The 19,239-nt window shown below is 42.4% G+C and carries 19 protein-coding genes and 1 tRNA gene; 12 read left to right on the top strand and 8 right to left on the bottom strand.

Features of this window, described 5'->3' with window-relative positions:
- Positions 1 to 185 precede the first annotated feature (185 nt).
- Both SGRA_RS03540 and SGRA_RS03535 read left to right on the top strand, forming a co-directional pair.
- Entirely contained in the window at positions 186 to 983 is a 798-nt protein-coding gene (locus SGRA_RS03540; protein WP_015691194.1) for a UDP-2,3-diacylglucosamine diphosphatase, read from the top strand.
- Between the two features lie 9 nt (positions 984 to 992).
- Positions 993 to 1,799, top strand: coding sequence for a hypothetical protein (locus tag SGRA_RS03535; protein WP_015691193.1), 807 nt, complete (start codon positions 993 to 995; stop codon positions 1,797 to 1,799).
- Positions 1,800 to 1,888: 89 nt separating this feature from the next.
- On the opposite strand, the gene SGRA_RS03530 is transcribed toward SGRA_RS03535, so the two are convergent.
- Positions 1,889 to 3,334 carry an IS4 family transposase gene (locus SGRA_RS03530; RefSeq protein WP_015691192.1) on the bottom strand — a complete coding sequence of 482 codons (1,446 nt, stop codon included), beginning with the start codon at positions 3,332 to 3,334 and terminating at the stop codon, positions 1,889 to 1,891.
- Between the two features lie 373 nt (positions 3,335 to 3,707).
- Between SGRA_RS03530 and SGRA_RS03520 the strand changes: the two genes are divergently transcribed.
- Positions 3,708 to 3,780: transfer RNA gene (locus tag SGRA_RS03520), tRNA-Phe, on the top strand.
- A gap of 165 nt (positions 3,781 to 3,945) precedes the next feature.
- Here the strand turns inward: SGRA_RS03520 and SGRA_RS22740 are convergent.
- Positions 3,946 to 4,317: a hypothetical protein gene (locus tag SGRA_RS22740; RefSeq protein ID WP_148268258.1), complete on the bottom strand. Its 372-nt coding sequence runs from the start codon at positions 4,315 to 4,317 to the stop codon at positions 3,946 to 3,948.
- Positions 4,318 to 4,661: 344 nt separating this feature from the next.
- Between SGRA_RS22740 and SGRA_RS22735 the strand changes: the two genes are divergently transcribed.
- Genes SGRA_RS22735 through SGRA_RS03500 form a run of 4 tightly spaced genes read left to right on the top strand, consistent with a single transcriptional unit; the run spans position 4,662 to position 7,392 of the window.
- Complete coding sequence (locus SGRA_RS22735; protein WP_148268257.1) at positions 4,662 to 4,847, top strand: hypothetical protein; 186 nt, start codon at positions 4,662 to 4,664, stop codon at positions 4,845 to 4,847.
- Between the two features lie 27 nt (positions 4,848 to 4,874).
- The gene (locus SGRA_RS03510) at positions 4,875 to 5,981 is read left to right on the top strand and encodes an IS3 family transposase (protein ID WP_015691189.1); all 1,107 of its coding nucleotides are present in this window, start codon (positions 4,875 to 4,877) and stop codon (positions 5,979 to 5,981) included.
- A complete protein-coding gene (locus SGRA_RS03505) occupies positions 5,974 to 6,834 on the top strand; it encodes an ATP-grasp domain-containing protein (protein ID WP_015691188.1) in 861 nt (286 codons plus the stop codon). The genes SGRA_RS03510 and SGRA_RS03505 overlap by 8 nt, the downstream gene beginning before the upstream one ends.
- Positions 6,835 to 7,392: a hypothetical protein gene (locus SGRA_RS03500; protein ID WP_015691187.1), complete on the top strand. Its 558-nt coding sequence runs from the start codon at positions 6,835 to 6,837 to the stop codon at positions 7,390 to 7,392.
- Positions 7,393 to 7,399: 7 nt separating this feature from the next.
- Here SGRA_RS03500 and SGRA_RS03495 read toward each other — a convergent pair whose 3' ends face one another.
- The 5 genes from SGRA_RS03495 to SGRA_RS03470 all read right to left on the bottom strand — a co-directional run bounded on the left by SGRA_RS03495 (position 7,400) and on the right by SGRA_RS03470 (position 13,508).
- Positions 7,400 to 7,855: a hypothetical protein gene (locus tag SGRA_RS03495; protein WP_015691186.1), complete on the bottom strand. Its 456-nt coding sequence runs from the start codon at positions 7,853 to 7,855 to the stop codon at positions 7,400 to 7,402.
- A 406-nt stretch (positions 7,856 to 8,261) separates the two neighbouring features.
- The gene (locus tag SGRA_RS03485; protein ID WP_015691184.1) at positions 8,262 to 9,227 is read right to left on the bottom strand and encodes a polymorphic toxin type 23 domain-containing protein; all 966 of its coding nucleotides are present in this window, start codon (positions 9,225 to 9,227) and stop codon (positions 8,262 to 8,264) included.
- A 286-nt stretch (positions 9,228 to 9,513) separates the two neighbouring features.
- Positions 9,514 to 11,928, bottom strand: a complete 2,415-nt coding sequence (gene pbpC, locus SGRA_RS03480) for a penicillin-binding protein 1C (protein ID WP_041329832.1) — start codon at positions 11,926 to 11,928, stop codon at positions 9,514 to 9,516.
- A 72-nt stretch (positions 11,929 to 12,000) separates the two neighbouring features.
- Entirely contained in the window at positions 12,001 to 13,056 is a 1,056-nt protein-coding gene (locus tag SGRA_RS03475) for an SPFH domain-containing protein (RefSeq protein WP_015691181.1), read from the bottom strand.
- Between the two features lie 77 nt (positions 13,057 to 13,133).
- On the bottom strand, positions 13,134 to 13,508 hold the full coding sequence (locus tag SGRA_RS03470) for an START-like domain-containing protein (RefSeq protein WP_002659955.1): 375 nt from the start codon (positions 13,506 to 13,508) through the stop codon (positions 13,134 to 13,136).
- 396 nt (positions 13,509 to 13,904) lie between these two features.
- Between SGRA_RS03470 and SGRA_RS03460 the strand changes: the two genes are divergently transcribed.
- The 5 genes from SGRA_RS03460 (at position 13,905) to ung (ending at position 17,775) form a co-directional block, all read left to right on the top strand.
- A complete protein-coding gene (locus tag SGRA_RS03460) occupies positions 13,905 to 14,777 on the top strand; it encodes a sigma-70 family RNA polymerase sigma factor (RefSeq protein ID WP_002659956.1) in 873 nt (290 codons plus the stop codon).
- Positions 14,778 to 15,039: 262 nt separating this feature from the next.
- Positions 15,040 to 15,723: an endonuclease III gene (gene nth / locus SGRA_RS03455; RefSeq protein ID WP_015691179.1), complete on the top strand. Its 684-nt coding sequence runs from the start codon at positions 15,040 to 15,042 to the stop codon at positions 15,721 to 15,723.
- A 203-nt stretch (positions 15,724 to 15,926) separates the two neighbouring features.
- Complete coding sequence (locus SGRA_RS03450; protein WP_041329831.1) at positions 15,927 to 16,346, top strand: RusA family crossover junction endodeoxyribonuclease; 420 nt, start codon at positions 15,927 to 15,929, stop codon at positions 16,344 to 16,346.
- Between the two features lie 12 nt (positions 16,347 to 16,358).
- The gene (locus tag SGRA_RS03445) at positions 16,359 to 17,009 is read left to right on the top strand and encodes a hypothetical protein (protein WP_015691177.1); all 651 of its coding nucleotides are present in this window, start codon (positions 16,359 to 16,361) and stop codon (positions 17,007 to 17,009) included.
- An 85-nt stretch (positions 17,010 to 17,094) separates the two neighbouring features.
- Entirely contained in the window at positions 17,095 to 17,775 is a 681-nt protein-coding gene (gene ung, locus SGRA_RS03440; RefSeq protein WP_015691176.1) for a uracil-DNA glycosylase, read from the top strand.
- Between the two features lie 40 nt (positions 17,776 to 17,815).
- On the opposite strand, the gene SGRA_RS03435 is transcribed toward ung, so the two are convergent.
- Entirely contained in the window at positions 17,816 to 18,706 is an 891-nt protein-coding gene (locus SGRA_RS03435) for a hypothetical protein (RefSeq protein ID WP_015691175.1), read from the bottom strand.
- Between the last annotated feature and the right edge of the window lie 533 nt (positions 18,707 to 19,239).

The raw sequence follows: 19,239 nt of genomic DNA, 5'->3' as shown, positions 1-19,239 counted from the left end.
AGTGGATGTTTTTTATAAAAGACAGGTAGTTAACCAAAAGGGGGGATTATTATTCTATTCTTAGAAGAAAACTATTTCTAAATGAGTTCAATTTTAACGGCTGCGGTCAATTCTTTATTTTAAGGAATCTATATCGAAGTCGCCACTGCTTTTTGGTATCTTGCGGCAAACAGCTATAAAAAATCATGTCCGCTCGTATTTATTTTGCTTCAGATATTCATTTAGGAGTAGCCAACTCTGCAAAAAGAGAACGACAATTTGTTCGTTGGTTACAAACTATTTTAGCAGACGAAGAGGCCGAAGCCCTTTATTTGGTCGGCGATATTTTTGACTTTTGGTTTGAGTACAAAACGGTGGTGCCCAAAGGTTTTTTGAGAAGTTTGGGAATATTGGCGCAATTGGCCGATCGGGGAGTAGTTTTACATTTATTTACGGGTAATCATGACGTTTGGATGTTTGATTACTTTGAAAAAGAGTTGGGCGCAAAAATTCATCGCGATCCGATTCAAGTTTGTTTGCAAGGCCAAAACTTTTTGATTGGGCATGGCGATGGCTTGGGGCCAGGCGATCATGGCTATAAATTCATCAAGAAAATTTTTAGAAATTCTTTTTGCCAGTGGTTGTTTCGTTGGTTGCATCCTGATGTTGGAGCGGCTTTGGCGCAATTTTTTTCGCATTCTAGTCGAGCCGCCCAAGATGGTCCCCAAAAATTTTTAGGCAGCGAAAAAGAGTGGTTAATTTTATATTGCCAGCGAAAAAAAGAGCGTTGCCCGACAGTTGATTTTTTTATGTTTGGTCACCGACATTTGGCACAAGACCTGCGCTTAGATGAAAGCGGTCGCCGTTATATTAACTTGGGCGATTGGTTTTCGCAGCCCACTTTTGCTCGTTTAGAAGATGGAAAGTTGCGTTTGCATTATTTTGAACATCCGGAGGGCTTGGATATTTTAGCTGAACAAAATTTGGCCGAGCTTCCGACTTAATCCTTTTTTATGCGCCATTTTTTTCTGCTCTTCTTTTTTTTCCTCTCTTTTTGGGCTCAGGGCCAAGAATTACTCTGGAGCATTCCGCAAAAAAGTAGTTTGATTCGCCTCGATCATCTGCAACAACTATATATAGTATCGGCGGACGGCAAAAAAATCGACAAATACGATGGCGAGGGCCAAAAGTTATACAGTTTTAGCCAAAACAATCAGGGGGCGATACAGGAATTGGATGTGAGTAATCCCTTTCAGCCTCTCATTTTCTTTTCCGATTTTCAAGAAGTTTTATTGTTGGACCGCAGATTGGGCCAAATGCAAAGTTTAGATCTCAATGATTGGGATTTATTGCAGGTGGATGCGCTTTCGGGCAGTTCGGACCAAAAAATTTGGTTGTTCGATGCCATTGACTTCCAACTCAAAAAGATGGCTCCCGATGGCCAAGTTTTAATCGAAACGGCCGAATTATGGTCCATTTTGCGAGATGATTTTTTGCCTACTCGTCTTTGGGAGAGCCAAGATAAATTAGCACTTTGGGAAGAGGGCAATGCTTTATACCTCTTCGATTTATTCGGCAATTTTTTGCGCAAAATTCCTTTGCCCGATGCGCGCAGCCTCCAACTCACGGGCCCTTATTTATCTTGGTTGGATCATCAGCAGTATTGGCAGCGCATTCATCTTCAAAGTTTTCAGCAGCGAAAAATTGATTTAAAAAAGTCGGGCATTCCCACAGAGGGCCTCAAAGCCTTGCGTTATCAGGCCTACCGTTTATATTTGGCCTACGAAAATGAAATACGGGTATATCGTTGGGAGGAATAATTTTTTTATTTTTTGGGGCAGTCCCTGCGGCCTACGGCCTTGGGTCGCTATGCTTCAGGGCTTGGGTTGACCCACTTTTTATAGCGGTGTCAATTTAGGGATCGATATCCATCATACATAAATATGAATCTCTCTAACCCTAGTCCTATTTTCTTGACGGATACGGCATGCCTAGTTTTCTTCACTGCGCCATTAAATCCGCCCAACCTTGCTATGATCCAATAGGCCCAAGCTATTGATTTAGAGGTAAATGGGTTACGCAAAGAAGGGCTTTGGCTTTCGCCTTTTAGATATTGTTTAAATATAAGATCTAAGACTTCTACTTCATCTTCTGTGAAAATAGAGGTTGCTGGAGTCTCATTATCTTGGTTAAGTCCAGCTTCTTTAAGCTTAAGGACCTTGTCAGATGCACTGATTGCCATAAGTATCATTTTGCGGATAGCTTTACCTGTTTTTAAACATATGTTTTCAATATCAAAGCCATCTGATTTTAAATATTTAAAGTATGTTTCAATTAACCACCTCTTGCGGTAGCAAAGAACAAGCTCTAAGAGCTCTTCTTCGCTGTTGATTTCTTCATTTGTGAGTAAGCGCCAACTGATGGTTTCATCATCATGATCTTTTTTTGTTCGGCTTCTTTTTCTAGCGGCAGATTTTGAAAAACCTTTGCCCTTTTCAAAGACCTCAATAACATTGATTGTCATTGGTTTAGGCCTTGGTTCGCCAAGAACATACTTACAAGATTTGGGAACGGCAAAAGTCACTTTTTTAGATCGAATAACTAGCTTCTTCCCGTTAAGTTTTTTACGGCTACTCTTGACCGTTTCTGTCGTCTCAAAGTCTGCTGGATAATGTTCAAAGACATCACATAATGGAATCTTTTTGCCATCCTCCCAAATCGTTGCTCGTCTATCTGTTCGAGACCGAATCAAGAACTTAATATGCTGTCTGAAAAAACTTTCCATCATAGGATAAACATCTCCTTCTCGATCACAAACATGTAAAATATCAATTAGGTCGTTAATTATTTTTAACGCAGATTCTGTCTCTTCTACATTTATTTTCCACCTCGTAATTTCACCTCTAAAATGACCCGTATTTCTATTTTCAGCCTCCTTACAAGTTACTCTATTTTTATATCGATTATAAAGCTGAACACCTCCTAAGCCATGATAATGAAAGCTTTCTCGACCATATAGTAGAGCCATGTGAAGAAATACAGACAAATTTGTTTCCCGACCTCCAGGGCCTAAACCCTCTTTGTCCGTTAGTCTATTTCTTTGCTTATTCAGTACAACTTCAGAGGTGTCGTGAAAGGCCAGAAGCTTTTCTTCAACCACCTTCATAGACTCCCTACTTTTGCCAATAAACTCAAATTGAATGTATTCCTCAGTAAGATTTTTGTTTGATAACAACCTCATGAAAGCCTTACGGTCTGCATCAGTTTTTGCTACATTTGTTAAATGTGGGTTAGGATTATTTTTTAGACTCTCTGCTAATCTATAACATACTCTCACTGATTGCTTATTTAGCATAAATGAAGATACCTTTGTACTGTCCATATAAATCTTGATTTAGAGCTAAGTTAAGCTTATTTTTAAAAGTGGGTCAACCCAAGGCTTCAGGGCTCGCAGGTCTGCTCGGCCCTGCGTTTTTTTCGCTGCGCTCAAAAAACTGGGTCTGGCCTTCGGCCACCCTTTCGCAGCGCTCAGCCCATTGTTGCCTGGCCTTCGGCTTTTGCTTTAATGGGGTGGAAAAATGGCGCTATTTTTCTTTTTTATGTAAAAAATAAAATTTTTCTGTCTCATAATCAGGAGACTATATTTTGCGGTTAATTTTTTTGCGGATAAAATTTGTTTTTCTGCCTATAGATGTCCTATATTTGTGTCGCTGACAAAGCAAACGGCTGGTTTCGTAGCTCAGCTGGTAGAGCATCGGACTGAAAATCCGTGTGTCGGCGGTTCGAGTCCGCCCGAAACCACTTCAAAACCTCTAAGTTTAGGCTTAGAGGTTTTTTTTGTGTAAAAAATGCAGCGGCCTTTCAAATAGCGGCTTTCAAATAGGGAAGGGCAGCAAAAACTAAATGTTTTTGCTGCCCTTTTTTTGTGGGTGCGGTAGAGCGGTGGATTAAATAATATGGATGAGTTTAATCCTCTGTTTCAGCATACCAGATGTCATTATTCACTAAAACAAGTTTGCAAGCTTTGTTTCGGATGTATTTTTCTACGGTTTTGATTAAGTGCTTAGATTGTTTCTTCATGTAGAGGTTCCAAAAAATAACGACATAGTACTGCTCCTCATTTTTTAAAGGGTAAGGAGAAAGTAGGTGTTCTAAGCCTTGGGTACAACTTTTTGCATCGACATCAGAAAGGGGAGGGAAATTAGCTAGCTTTCCTTTTGCGGACCAATTTAGTTTTGTTAATCCTGGCGATGCATAGCAATTGATATGCGTAGCAAGATGTTGAAAATTTGCATCTAAATAATGGACCTGTAGCGGCTGAAATAAATTTTTGACCAATGTTGAGTCGCTACAACTGTCTATAGCATAGTAGTAGATGCTGTATAGTGAATCTTTAAGAATTAGAGATTCATCTGCATCAAATTCCTTAACAAATTCTGCTATGCTTTTATCGTCAAAAGGCCTCTGTTTGATCCCATATAAAATAGTACAAGAAGCGTTTAGAATGCTTAGGCTAATTATTAGGAGTGCGAAGTATTTGCTCATAGTGGTAGCTTAAAGCTGCGCTTAGTTTTTTCTTTAACTCTTTTTCTGTATCTTTCATTTGGGGTAAGAGTAAATATTAACTTTTTAATAGCGTTTTTTTTGTCCTGTGGTTAAGTGATGAATACAAATATAGAAAGATGAATGTTTTAGTAACGGCGATTAGTGGAAATCTAGGGTTCGGAGTGTTAAATACTATCAAAAGTATCTCTAGTGAAGTTGTGTTATTTGGAGTAGATGCTATCAATCCTTATTTAGGCAAGCACCTGTGCGAAAAGTGCTTATGTAGCCTGCCCAAAAAAGCAACCATTAGTTATAGAAAATAATTATCTTAAAGAACAAAAACTAAAAGGATGCGAAAAAGTAAATTCACGGAAAAGCAGAAGTTATCAATTTTAGCTGAGCACGACAGCGGCCTTAGCGTGGCAGATTTGTGTAGAAAGCACCAAATAAGCCCAGCCACTTTCTATAAATGGAAAAGATCCAAAGAGCAAGAAGTTGACGATAAAGAGCGTTTAATCAAGGAATTAGAGGCCCAAAATACTCGTTTAAAAAAGATGTATGCAGACTTAAGCATGAATTATGAAATTTTAGAAGAGGGCTATGTAATGGGCAAAAAAGCACTTAACCCCAAAAGACAAGAAAGAGTCATAGACGAGCTGTCCAAGAAGTACAGTGTGCGTCGAATCTGTGTCGTTTTGGGGTTTCGTCGTCAAACATACTATAAACGAAAGTCAGGTCATCGGCCAGAAGTAGTCGATGATCAAATCGCTAAATTACTGCATGAAGTCACGAAAGAATATTTAGCTTGGGGCTTTTGGAAGGTTTTTCATTACATTAGAAATCAAGGTGTTATCTTCAATCATAAGAAGGTGTATAGAATCTGGAAGAGAGAAAAATTAAACTTAAGACAGCGCCCAAAGCGTCAGCGTATTCGCCGAAAATTTGAACCTATCTCTTTGCCCAAGGAGGTAAATAAGGGTTGGTCTATGGATTTTTTAAGCGATTGGGTCATGAGCTCAGATAAGAAATCGGTCCGAATTATCAACATTATGGATGAGACCTCAAGGCGAGCTTTGTGGACAGAAGCCCATCAAAGTATCTCTGCAAAAAAGCTTACTGATGTACTTGATAAAGTACTGGATTACAGAGGTAAACCTGACTATATTCGTTGCGATAATGGGCCAGAATTCATCTCTAAAAAGTTAGCTGCTTGGGCCCAAAAACATGATATTGAATTAAAGTTCATCCAGCCAGGAAAACCTACCCAAAATGCATTTATTGAGCGATTAAATAAAACTTTGAGAACAGAGTGTTTAAACTTATCTTGGTTCCACTCTTTAGAAGAACTAAATGAGGAAATTCAAAATTGGTTTCAGCACTACAATTTTAATCGTCCCCACCAAAGTCTGGGAAATATTAGCCCATATGACTTTGAAAGGACGATGTTAGATGTATAGTATTTTTTGGTTGCACCTTACGGGTAGGCTACACTTAGAGGTTCCTTTTGCAAGGGATCAAGACTACATTAGTGTATTAGCAAATTTCTGCACTGAAAATAATATAGATTTGATCATTCCTTCTAATGAAAGTGAAGTAAGCATCTTATCTATAAATCAAAATAGATTACCTTCTATAATAAGCTCTGAACCCAAAACATTAGAGATTTTCGGTGATAAATATTTGACATATAAACTCTTTTCAGAGGCTTCAATTCCTTTTGCAGATTCATATTTACCGTCTGAAAAGAAAAATATTGATTTCCCATTTATATTAAAGCCTCGAAAGGGGTATGGATCTAAAAACATATATTTCAACCCAACAAATATAGACGATTTTGGAGATGACTATATAATTCAAAGATTGTATGAGGGGACAGAACTAACAATTGGGTTTTACGTCACAAAAGCCAATATATTACATGGTTTTATGGCTTTATCAAAATTTGGCAGTCCTCCAGCTAATGCTTATTCTGTTTATACTCAACACCAAGATGAAATTTCAGATATACTAAAGAAAATAGTTGATACTATACCAATAAAAGGCCCTTGTAATTTACAATGTATAGTTACTGAAAATGATGAAATTATTCCATTTGAAGTAAACTGTAGGTTGTCTGGGTCTTCAAGTATAAGACACCACTTTGGTTTTAGAGATATTGAATATATTCTATGTGAATATCTTTGGAGCAAAGAATTACCTCAACCAGAACTTACTGAAGGTTGTGCTCTTAGAGGGTTTAAAGATATCATTTTCCCAAATATATCAACCCTAGAGGATCTTTCTTCAACAACAAAATACATTTCTTTTTAGATGAAGAACTATCCTAAAATTGAGGTTCAAGATGGAATTATTCTCTGGGATAAAAGTGCCTATTATCCAGAAAAAACTGCTATAGGAACTAATAATAAGTTTGCTTTTGGAAATCATGCTTATTTTCTGCAAAAGGATGATGAACTTGAAATAGGCTATAAATTCTGGATTCGTAAAAATATTTGTTACTCCAAATCAAAAATTGAAGAGATTCAATTGATTCACCAATATTTGTATCAGCATAATTGGACCAATAATGCCTTTGATTTATTTCCTTTTATTTATAATGAGAATTTGCACTATGGGCTAATTGTAGAACATGCTTTTTATTCTGCAGGAGGTAGAACCTATTTTGATAAAGACGACTTTAGGAAATTCTGTCAACGAACTAAATCTCTAAAAAAACGAGAGTTTAAAAATGAGCGTGAGTTAGGGATTGGCTGGGAAGATAAATATCCTGAAAAGACATTTTATGTAGGAGATAATAATTTGATGAAAACAAAATATGGGAAAACTATCTTATTTGATATTGATCCTCGTTGGTCTATGAATCGGTAGTTTCCCCCTACGCCACCTCCGCCAGCCATTTTTCCTTTTTCTCTCCATACAACAGCTCCAAGCCCAGCAGCAGTACTTGATAATACTGCTGCAAAAAGTTTTGCCAGAGGGCCAAGGGCGTAGAAATTGGCCGTAATGCAGGGCGATTTTTGTTTTGGGCTTGTTTTTTCTTCTTTTTTTGGGGCAATGCTTTTTGGCTTTGGCCTTTGATAAGTCCAAGCTGTAGGAGTTGCTCATAAATAAAGGCGAGCTCTTCAATTTCTTTTTCGATTTCTTGGGGCTGGCCCAAAGCCTTAAAAATGAGTAGGAATTCGGCAAAGAGAAATTTTCTGCGGCCAATAAAATGCTGCAGGCCTGCAGTGCGCAAGCGTTTGCGTAGGGTGGGATAAGAAATGCCGTAAAAAGCTTTGAGCATTTTTTTGCTCAATTTATAGTCTTGTAATTTTTGATCGAGTTGAATCATGGCTTATTTTTTAGTTGCTCACTAAAGTTAAGTCTTTTTTATGCTAAGCGCAAGTGGTTCGCTCATAAAAGTTTAGCTTTTTTTAGGGCCTTTCAATTAGCGGCTTTCAAATAGGGAAGGGCAGCAAAAACTAAATGTTTTTGCTGCCCTTTTTTTGTGGGCCAGTAAAATATCTTGGCCATATTTATTTTAGAAAAAAATTCTTGTCCTTAAACTGCCGAAGAAAAAAGATAGACTGAAAAAAACAAGATGAGCGGCTGAGGGATGGAAACTGGGGCGGCGCAGCCGCAGACCAAAGTTTTTGAGCGTAGCGAAAAAACTGCAGGGCCGAGCAGACCTGCGAGCCAGTGCACAGCCCGACCTGAACGAAGTGAAGGGCAGCCCCAAAAAAAAAGATCAAAAAAAATCAATAAAATTCTACTTCATTGAGTTGAAGCTCGCCAAAAAAGCGGGGCCGACGAATTTTCTGGCCTGGCAAATACAAATAAGAACAGCCCTCGCTGTCTACCATTGGAATATGAGGGTTTTTTTCTTCATTCCAGTTCAATGGCAACAATTTAGAATCATGAATCCATTTATTTTGGACCAAATTGCGAATTTGCTCGGCATCTACGCCCAAACGCAAAGATAATTGCGGTTGCAAATGCACTAAAAAGTCATGCGATAAGGCCTCAAAATGGGGTCGCCAATCTATTTTTAAAGCCAAAACACCCAAAGATTTATCGCCATAAGGAGCCGAAGCCATATCGATATAGCCCGAAGCAGAAGGAAAATTCGGATTGCTAATCCAGGGACTATAAGGGCTGTAGGCATCGCCCGTGTACGTAATGTTGCTAAAGCCAAATTGCCAATCTTTATAGCGATAATGCAGGCCCATGGCCCCCGTTCGATAACGATCTAAGCTTTGAAAGGCCAAAAAATCATTCTCAAAAAAGAAGCGAAAATCTTTAATCTGAGCAGAAAAAATACCCGAACGCTGCGAAGTTTTCCATTGGTCCAAATAAAAAATATAGGCATAGCCCAAGGCATAAGGCCGAGCCGTTTGCTGCCCCGCCGCCGTCAAAAAAGGATGTATTTGCTCTACTTGCTGATATTTTGGGCCCCAACTTCCCTGCGCCCCCAATTTGATCTGGCTCTCCCAAGCCCGCTGATCCGTCCCTCTAGCCGACCAATTATAGTGCTGATGCCATTGCAAATTCAACTGATAAAAATCGCCCGCATAATATAAATGCCCCATCAGGCCCATCCGCCGCAAATGCGTTCCCAAACTAAAACTAATTCCCAATTGTCCCCCAAAATGTGGCGACAAAGATTGGGCAGACAAAAATGAACTGCTCAATAAAAAGAAAAGAAAAAAAAGAGGGCGTTTCATGTGAAATTATTCTGTGGCAAAAGCTCAAAAGTACCCATTTTATTTTAGTCCCTGAAGACAGAATGTAGAGATTAAATTTTTGTTTTTTTGGGGCGTTACTCCTTTCAGTCGTCGAACTGCGGCTTGTAGCCTTGTTGTCTGCCTTCGGCAGGCGCTACGTTTTGGGGCTCGCTGCTCGCTCGGCCCTTCGCTTTTTTCGCTGCGCTCAAAAGCTCGGTCTGGCCTTTGGCCACCCCTACACATCGCTAGGCCGTTTGGCCTTCGGCCAAGGGGGCGGACCCACAACCTAATCGCCTTCAGATAAAATTTCAATATTTCGCTTAATGCTTTGGCCCAATTCATCCATCACCACAATCGTATGTTGTCCTTTGGCCGCCTGCACCTCCATTTCGTGAAAATTTTCGGTGCTGCCCAAATAAAGCTGGTCCAAATGCCAGTGCAATTTGGCCTTATTATCCTGATGCGTGACCTTAAGGACCAATTTAGAGCGCTGGCCATCATAATCAATGGGCAAAAATACCTTTAAATCTTGTTTGGGGTAAATAAATTGCATGCGGCTAGGCGCTTCGGGCAAATCGGCCAGACAATCGGGGCGGTAAGCTGGAGGCGGCTCATACAAAGGCTGCCGCAAGCGATAATAATGGGCCTCCAAAGGGGGCAACATCAGATAAGATTTTTGTTTACTCTCGGCCAAAGGGGCACAGTTGGCATGTAGGCGGTACTGCTCGGTACTATCCACCACCAATTGCTGATGATAAGGGCAAGTAGGCAATTGCGATTGGGCCGAAGGCGGCAACAATAAGCGCTCTTTTTTGATGCAGTTTTCTTTTGCCCGATAACCCGAATGCGCACAAACCATTAACGGCTGCAACTCTGTTTTGGGCAAAACAAATGTTTCGGCCTCATCGGCGGGCAAGAGGTCTAGAATATCAAATAGGATAGGGGCCGCAGTCTGTACGCCCACCAATTCGGGCCGACCTTCACCAGCGGCATTGCCCACCCAAACGCCTAAGGCATATTTACCATTTACGCCCATGGCCCAAGCATCTCGAAAGCCGAAACTGGTGCCTGTTTTCCAGGCCAAAGGTCGGGCCGACTCAAAATATTCCCAAGCTCCCTCAGAAGCGGGTCGCTCTAAACGCTGCATATTTTGAAAACAATGATAAATTGCTCCAGCCGATAAAAGCTGCGGTTGGGCACTACAGTTTTCTAAAGCGGGCTGTTCATTGGCCCCCTTAGGCAGATAGGAGAGCGGGCGAAACTGATCGGGCAAATAAGGACAATAGGGCCGCTCTTCATAAGCTTTTAAGGTACGGGCCATACTGGCAAAACCGCCCAGCATTTCATCTAAACGCCCCTCGGCCCCACCCAAAATAAGGGAGAGGCCATAATCTTGTGGCGAACGATGCAAACTACTCATGCCCAGACTGCGCAGCCGCTGCTTAAATTTGGCCACCCCATATTCTTGTAGCATCAGGACCAAAGGAATATTGAGCGAGCGCTCAATAGCTTGGCCCGCAGGGACCAAACCCATATATTGCCCACTATAATTTGTGGGCCGATAGCCTTTTATGGAAATCGGCACATCCGATTGCCAGCTTTTGGGACTCAATAAGCCCTCTTCTAGCATAAAGGCGTACAAAAATGGTTTGAGAATACTGCCCGTACTGCGTTCGGCTCGAATTAAATCTACATCATCGGCATGGGCATCAGATTGGTCCTCATCCTGAATATTCCCCACATAAGCCAGTATTTCTCCCGTTTCTATATCGGCAACCAAGGCCGCTATATTGTAAATTTCTTGCTGTCGATAATCTCGATGATAGCGCTGTAAAAGCGCCGACAACTGCAGCTGTAGCAGTCGGTCTACAGAACTTTGAAGTTGTAAGCCATCGCCTAGTTCTTGGCGGGCCCGCTCCAATAAATGCGGGGCTTCTTGAGGCAAGGGCAGGGGGGCTTCGGGAATAGGTTCTTTTTGGGCCAGACTTGCTTCTAAACTGTCTAAAACTTCTCGTTTGACCAAGGTCTGTAATAATCGATCTCGCTTATTTTTTAGGGCCAACCTATTTCTTCCTGGATGAATCAGGGCCGGACTATTGGGCAAGACGGCCAAGGTGGCGGCTTCGCCCCAACTCAGTTCTTGGGCCGATTTTCCAAAATATCGCCAGGCTGCAGCCTCTATACCCACCACATTGCCTCCAAAAGGGGCATGGCTAGCATAAAGCTTCAAAATTTCATCCTTAGAATAAGACCATTCTAAACGAGAGGCCAAAATACTTTCCATAATCTTTTGGCTAAAGGCCCGCCCTTTGCGCTTTCTCGATAAGCGCATCAGCTGCATACTAATTGTACTGCCCCCACTAACCACTTTTCCCGCCTGCCAATTATCTCGAATTGCCCGACCAAAGCCATAAATATCAATGCCCCAATGCGAATAAAATCGTCGGTCCTCAAATTCTAATAAACAACGAACATATTTTGGAGATAAACTATCTGTAGGCGGAAAACGCCATTGGCCATCCTGGGCAATTCTGGCCCCCAAAAACTGTCCTTTGCGATCCAATAAAACAAAGCTATAAGGATCTTTAAATAGGGTTTTGGGTAGGCAAAAAATATAAAATAAGAGTGCCGCCGAAAAACTCAGCAGCCAGAGGTAGCGCCAGCGATATAAAAAACGGCCAAAAGCTCGGAAAATCTTCATAGGATAGGGGCTAAAAAAAGTCAATCTTACCTCAAAAGATAAGATTGACTAAATAAGGGAAATTGCTTTGGCTTAAAGTTGGGCCAAAAGCTCCGCTTTCTTACTATTAAACTCTTCTTCAGTGAGGATCCCCATTTCTTTGAGTTCTCCCAATTCTCTAAGGTTTTTCATCACTTCCTCTCGGCTAAGCTTGGGGGCTTGGGCCTGAGGTTGCTGCTGCTGTTGCTGCTGCATATTATTGTTACCCATCATGCCGCCGCCTTGATTCATCATCTGTTGCATCATTTGCTGCATCATCATTTGTTGCATCATCTGTTGCTGATTCTGATTTTGAAGCTGCTGAGGCTGAATGCCATGTTTGGCCGATTCTTTTGTCGCCTCAATATTGGCCATGCGCTGCATTTTATCCAAATTGGCATCCGAGGTATAATTTACCTTAGCCATTTCATTGATATGCTCTTCTACCTCAGGAGGAAGAGATACACTAGAAATTTGGAACTTCGTCAACTCAATACCAAAAGGATCTAGGTCCTGCTGCAAAATAGGCGCAATCGTATCACCCAAAGTCGAGTAATTGGCATAAATATCAAAAGCAGAAACGCCACTCTTGGCCAAAGCCTCCGCAAATTTAGGCGCAATCAAACCTCTTAGCGAATCCTCCAACTCAGAGATGTAAAGGATGTCTTTGGTGCCCGCATACTCCTGATAAAACTTCTTGGGGTCCTTAATACGGATGAAATACACCCCAAAGGCCCGCACCTGAACTCGGTTGAGCTCCGGATCCTTAATGAAAATAGGATTGGGCGTGCCCCAACGCATATTCGTAAACTGTCGGCCACTAACAAAGTAAATATCCGACTTGAAAGGAGAGTTGAAGCCGTGCTTCCAAGATTTAATCGTCGTGAGAATCGGCATGTTCTCCGTAATCAACTTATGTCGACCCGGAAAAAATACATCGGCAATCTGCCCCTCATTCTGAAAAAGGGCCATCTGCGACTCACGAACGGTCAATTGTGCACCGTATTTAATATTTGCATCTTTATCGGGAAACTTCCAAAGCACAACGTCTTTGCTGTCTTCCTTCCACTCGATCACTTCGAGCATCTCATTTCTGAGGAAACCAAACATAGTATTTAAGTTTTAAGTCATTGGGATAATCATCTAAAATACCACTAAAATAAGGGAGCAAACGAAATAGCAAAAAGTTAGCCACCCATGGCTCTACGAAGAGATTCCATCTGAGTAGCCCAAAAATCTTTTTCCTCCTCTACTTCGTCCTCATCGCAAAAGGCGGTAATCTCCAAAATAGTTTCTGCAGTGACTTCAGAACGACTCATTTTGTACTCCAAGTACTCATCGGGGAAATCCTCCCACTGCAAACGCAAATAACTATCTTCCTGAGATTCGAGCAAAAAGGCAATTTCTTCATTTCCCTCCCAGTCAAAACTAAATTGACCATCAACTAAATTACAATCGTCGCAAAACCAACGAGTCAAATTGTCCGGAGTAGAAAGAAAACTATATACAATTTTCGGAGATGCCCGAAATAAAAATTCTACCTTAAATTTTTTTCTGTCCATAAGGATGTTCTCTTTTTTCTGAAGCTAGCAGCCTAAACTACATAGATTCATTGTGACCAACGCCCTATTTTTTCTTCTCTATGGGGCATCTTCTGATTAGGGAGAAAATTGGGTGGCTGTTTAAACCCACAGAACGATCTCCGTTCGTAATAAAAAATAAAAAAACAACTTTTGCAAACGAATGCTTTAAAAACTTATGGCCTCCCAAGGCACAAAAGCCCCTAAACCCTTTATTTTTTCATAAAATTGCTAAGCAATGAACAAAAAAGGCATTTATAGCAGTTAAAGAAGCGAATACCACAAAAAAGCCCTATATTTGTAGTTGGGCATTTTCTATCTTAATCAAAATACAGCGCAACTGTAGGCTAATCGGTTGCCTCTCAAAATAGTAGGTTCATGAGACAGTTAAAAATTACCAAATCCATTACCAATCGCGAAAGTCAATCGCTAGAGAAATATCTGCAAGAGATCGGTAAAGTGGATTTGTTGACCCCTGAGGAAGAGGTGGATTTGGCAAAACGCATTAAGGCCGGCGACCAAATCGCCCTAGAACGCCTAACCAAAGCTAACCTCCGATTCGTGGTCTCTGTGGCCAAACAATACCAAAATCAAGGCCTTTCCCTCAGTGACTTGATCAATGAAGGAAACCTCGGCCTAATCAAAGCCGCTCAACGCTTCGACGAAACCCGCGGTTTCAAATTTATCTCTTATGCCGTTTGGTGGATCCGCCAATCTATCCTCCAAGCCCTAGCCGAACAATCTCGTATCGTGCGCCTCCCCCTCAATAAGGTGGGCTCGCTCAACAAAATTAATAAGGCTTTCTCTAAATTAGAGCAAGAATACGAACGCGAACCCTCTGCCGATGAACTCGCTCAGGTCCTTTCTATCGGCTCCAATGAAGTAGAAACTACCCTAGGCGTAGCCGCCCGCCACGTTTCTATGGATGCCCCCTTCGTAGAAGGTGAGGATAACTCGCTACTCGATGTACTCGAAAATACCAATACTCCGCAAACAGATGCCAATCTGGAATATATGGAGTCTTTGCGCAACGAGATCGAGCGCTCGCTTTGCTCACTAACCGACCGCCAAAGAGATGTCATCAAACTCTATTTCGGTATCGGCTACCAACACCCTATGTCGCTAGAAGATATTGGCGATAAGTTTGGCCTGACCCGCGAACGCGTTCGCCAAATTAAAGATAAAGCCATCAATAAATTGAGAACCTCTACCTCTAAAAGTAAGTTGCTCAAGGCTTATCTCGGCCGCTAAGTTTAGCCAACCCAAAAAATCTAAAGGTCTCCTGATATATAGGAGGCCTTTTTTTTGGGGCCTCCGCAGCAAAGCTGCGGCGCTACGTTTCGCAGCTCGCAGGTCTGCTCGGCCCTTCGCCGCTTTCAGCGGCTCGGTCTGGCCTGACGGCCACTGCTGCACATCGCTAGGCCAAATGGACCATCTCCGCTCTGCCCTTAGTGCAAGCCGCCTATCTGCACAAAAAATTGTATCTTGCTCTGCACTCAAAAGATTTTAACTTATGCCCAAAAGAAAACGTCCCGGCCGTTATCCTAGCCATAAAACAGTGAGCAAAAATATACGGAAATGGCTGGAAGAGCTTTATCCAGAAACGCCCATCCCCCTAGAACATACCGATAATTATAGTTTGTTGGTGGCCGTTTTGCTCTCGGCCCAATGTACAGACGCTAGGGTAAATACGGTTACGCCCATTCTATTTGAAAAGGCCAGCACGCCAGCCGAAATGATTAAATTGCCCGTCGAGGAAATCCAAAGAATTATTCGGCCCTGTGGCCTAGCCCCCCGAAAATCTAAGGCCATTTCTAAACTCTCTCAAATTTTGCTAGAGGAGTACCAAGGGGAGGTGCCCGAAAGCTTTGAAGCCCTAGAAAAATTGCCCGGTGTGGGCCATAAAACGGCCTCTGTGGTCATGTCTCAGGGCTTTGGCCATCCCGCCTTTCCCGTAGATACTCATATTCATCGCCTAGCTTGGCGCTGGCAATTGAGCAATGGAAAATCAGTAGAGCAGACAGAAAAAGACCTAAAAGCATTATTTCCTAAGAAAAGTTGGAACAAATTACACCTGCAAATCATTTTCTTTGGTCGAGAGTATTGTCCCGCTAGAGGACATAACCCCTATGAATGTCCCATTTGTAGCAAATATGGCCGCCAAGAACTATTTGAGGAATTTGATAAAAAGGCCTAAATTTCTGGTCCAGAAAAGGGCGCGAAGCGCCCTGCAGGCAAAGCCTGCAACGGCCTAGCGCTGTGGAGGGGTGGCCCAAAGGGCCAGACCCAGGCGGCAAAGCCGCCGCAGGGCCGAGCGAGCAGCGAGCCCCGCAACCTAGCGCCCGCAGCCCCCAAAAAAAAGGGCTGCGGGAGGCCCCAAAAAACAGGAAAAGAAAAGAAATGCGAAAAATATTGATTGCCGTAATTGGCAAGCCGGCCAGTGTGCAATCGAGCGGAAAAAGGCGAGAGCGCTGGAAGGGGAGAATCCGAAAAGAGGCCAAAAAAGTATTGGCCAAACGCAAAGATTTGCCCAGTAAACAGGAGGTGGAATTATCAATTTCCTACTATTATCATCGGGAGACGGATTTGGATACCGACAATATTATTAAGCCCATTCAGGATGCTTTGAATGGGGCGGTTTACTTGGATGACAAACAAGTTAAAAAAGTAAGTGCCCATGGACGGAACATTTATGATATTCAAGACATTAGAGGAGCGAAAGCTTATTTGATTCGATGTTTTCAGGATGCTTTTCAGCAAGAGGAAGATTTTATTTCGATTACGATCGAGGCCTATGAGTTGCAAACTCGCCTTAGTTAAAAATACCCCAAAATGCAAAAACTACAACCCTATCTAACGGCCTATCAGGCGGCGGCGCCCAAGCGAATTGTGGAGGGGCCAGCGGCTCATGATCTTCATCAGAATTTACAGCAATTTAAATTTGATTTGCTGGTAGAAGATGGGGAAGAGGAGGTTTATTTTATTTACTGTGATTGGGATAGCCCCAGCCTAGAACAGATTCAGGAAATTACCGAACTAGCCGAGGATTTGCCCAATTTGCGCATTGATTTGGCCGGCCCAATTTGGAAAACCTCGCCCAAACATCGGGCACAGCGCCAGCAATTGCGCAATCAACTTCGCTCGCAGCAGGCCCAACTGCAGCTTTTGTTGCAGGCCCCCACGGCCAAATTTTTGAAAGAACAGCAAAATTATTGGCAGAAAATTGACCAATTGAGCTACCTATATAGTATGCAGCAGCAAGAACAGCCTCCTGCGCATAATTTGCGGCAACGGCTGCAGCAGTTGGTCCAAGAAAAAGCCTTGCTCAGCCTAGAAGAATGGGAAATTTTGCAACCTTATGTCGATAACCGACAACTCTTGCAGCTAGAACAAAGACGTTTGCACAGCCAAGCCATGCCCAAATTGCAAGAACTCTTGCAAGTAGAAAAGAAATTATTGGATGCCTTAGCCAAAGGCGTTTAAGCGATAAAAGCCCCAAATTGGGGCTTTTTTTTATGGACAATCTCTGCCAAACTCCTTAAATTTAGCCTAAATCGAACTAAAAAATATGAGCCAAGTACAAATTGAAGCCTCTTGGTTAGAGGCCCTAAAAGCAGAATTTGAACAAGATTATTTTGCCCAAATTAAGGAGCGCCTAAAAGCCGATAAGCAAGCCGGCAAAACGATTTATCCCCCCGGCCGCCTTATTTTCAATGCCTTTAATAAGGTCCCTTTTCATGAGGTAAAGGTGGTCCTTTTGGGCCAAGATCCCTATCATGGACCTGGGCAAGCGCATGGACTTTCCTTTTCGGTGCCCAAGGGCCAACGGATTCCGCCCTCTTTGCGCAATGTTTATAAAGAACTAACTGCTGATATTGAAGGTTTTGTAGCGCCAAAACATGGCTGTTTGGAGTCTTGGGCCGATCAAGGCGTTTTTATGCTCAATGCGGCCCTAACGGTAGAGCATAAAAAGGCGGCTTCTCATGCCAAAATTGGCTGGCAAAAATTTACCGATGCAGTCATTCAAAAGCTATCGGAAGAGCGAGAAGGCTTGGTCTTTATGCTTTGGGGCGGTTTTGCCAAAAAGAAAAAGGTCCTGATTGACGAAAGCAAGCATTTGGTTTTGGAAGCCACGCATCCCTCGCCTTTGGCGGGAACGGCCTTTTTGGGCTCGGCTCATTTTTCAAAGGCCAACGCACATTTAGAAAAACAAGGAAAAACGCCCATAGATTGGCGTTTGGAGGCATAGCAAAAGGGCGGTTGGAGAATTCTCCGACCGCCCTTTTTACTTAAAATTTATTCACTTTCTTGGCCAAACGCTGCAAGTCTTTGGGCCGCAAATTAAATTGCAAAGGCCGTAGGCGACTATATAAAATATCGCCCGATTGCCCCTCGACCACCGAGACATATTTATCGCTATTGCTGCGCACAAAAAGCAAATAATAAATCTTTTTCCCTTCGGGGCAGGCTAAAATCTGCTTAGATAACTCCTTGTTGCTAACTATTTTATAGGGGTGAGGGTATTTGGCCATCAGTTCTTGGGCCGATTGCGTCCCCTTGGCCTCCCAATAGGTATTAAACTCCTTGAGCACATAATCTGGAACAAAAAGGGTGTCCGTTTTCAGCGCTTTCAACTCGGCTTTGGCGGGCCCTGGCCGAAAACCCGAGCGCTTTTGTCCCCGCAGCAAATGGTCCTGAATCTGCTGCAAATAATTCTTGAGCATCCCCTCCGACCAATTGAAAATATGCCCCTCTGTATGAAAGCGATAATCATAAATCAAAGAGGGATCTTTGCTCGTCTGCGCATCGGGATACAACTCCATCCGAGCCATCCGCTTTTTTTGCGCATTGGCCCAAAGCCAAAGCTCCAAATATACATAACTAGAGCGCTGGCTGGCATTGTTAATCTTATCGTCGCCAAACAACAAATACGCATAGCCCTTTTTGTTTTTATATTGCAAATACTCCCGATAAGAAACAAATTTTATAGGCGTCAACCGCCATTCTCGCTCAATCAATTGCCGATAACTATGGTGCTGGGCCGTATCATAAGCGGGCATAAAAACCAAGGTCGTACAGCTTTTCAAATCAGGCAAAAACTGACAATTTTCAATGTCTAGCTGGGCCGATACCGTCTGGCCCCAAAAAAGGCCGAAAATCAAAAGGGATAATAGTAGCATAAGGATATAAGTTGTTTTGTTTTGGGGCCTCCCGCCTTCGGCGGGCGCTACGTTTCGGGGCTCGCTACTCGCTCGGCCCTTCGCTTTTTCGCTTTGCTCAAAAGCTCGGTCTGGCCTTCGGCCACCCCTACACATCGCTAGGCCTGCGGCGGCTTCGCCGCCTGTCCACCGAAAAAATTGGGCCGTAAATAGTTCCCCCTAAAAAGGCTTCCATTTGTTCTTAACAAAGATTAACATAAGTTAAAACACAGATGGTGATTTTTTAAATCTATTAGGCCTTAAGGGACTTATATAAAGAACTAGATATCATAGCAGTTGCTCTAGCCTTTTTCTTTATTACGAGTATAGTTTATAGCTTTTTTCTAGGAGAGCTGCTTCTCATAGAAAAAATTTTGCTCTAACTACTCTAAACTAGGTGATTTTATCTTGTTATAGTGATAGATTGAATACTGGTTTTATAAATGGATTTTGGGCTTTGATTCAAAATTTTATTTGGGTTTAGCGCTATTTTCTAGCTAAATTTAACGCAATCA

Origin of the sequence: Saprospira grandis str. Lewin (assembly GCF_000250635.1) — a bacterium.
Classification (GTDB): domain Bacteria; phylum Bacteroidota; class Bacteroidia; order Chitinophagales; family Saprospiraceae; genus Saprospira; species Saprospira grandis.
Note: the sequence above shows the minus strand (reverse complement) of the source record. Positions and strands in the feature narration are given on the sequence as shown.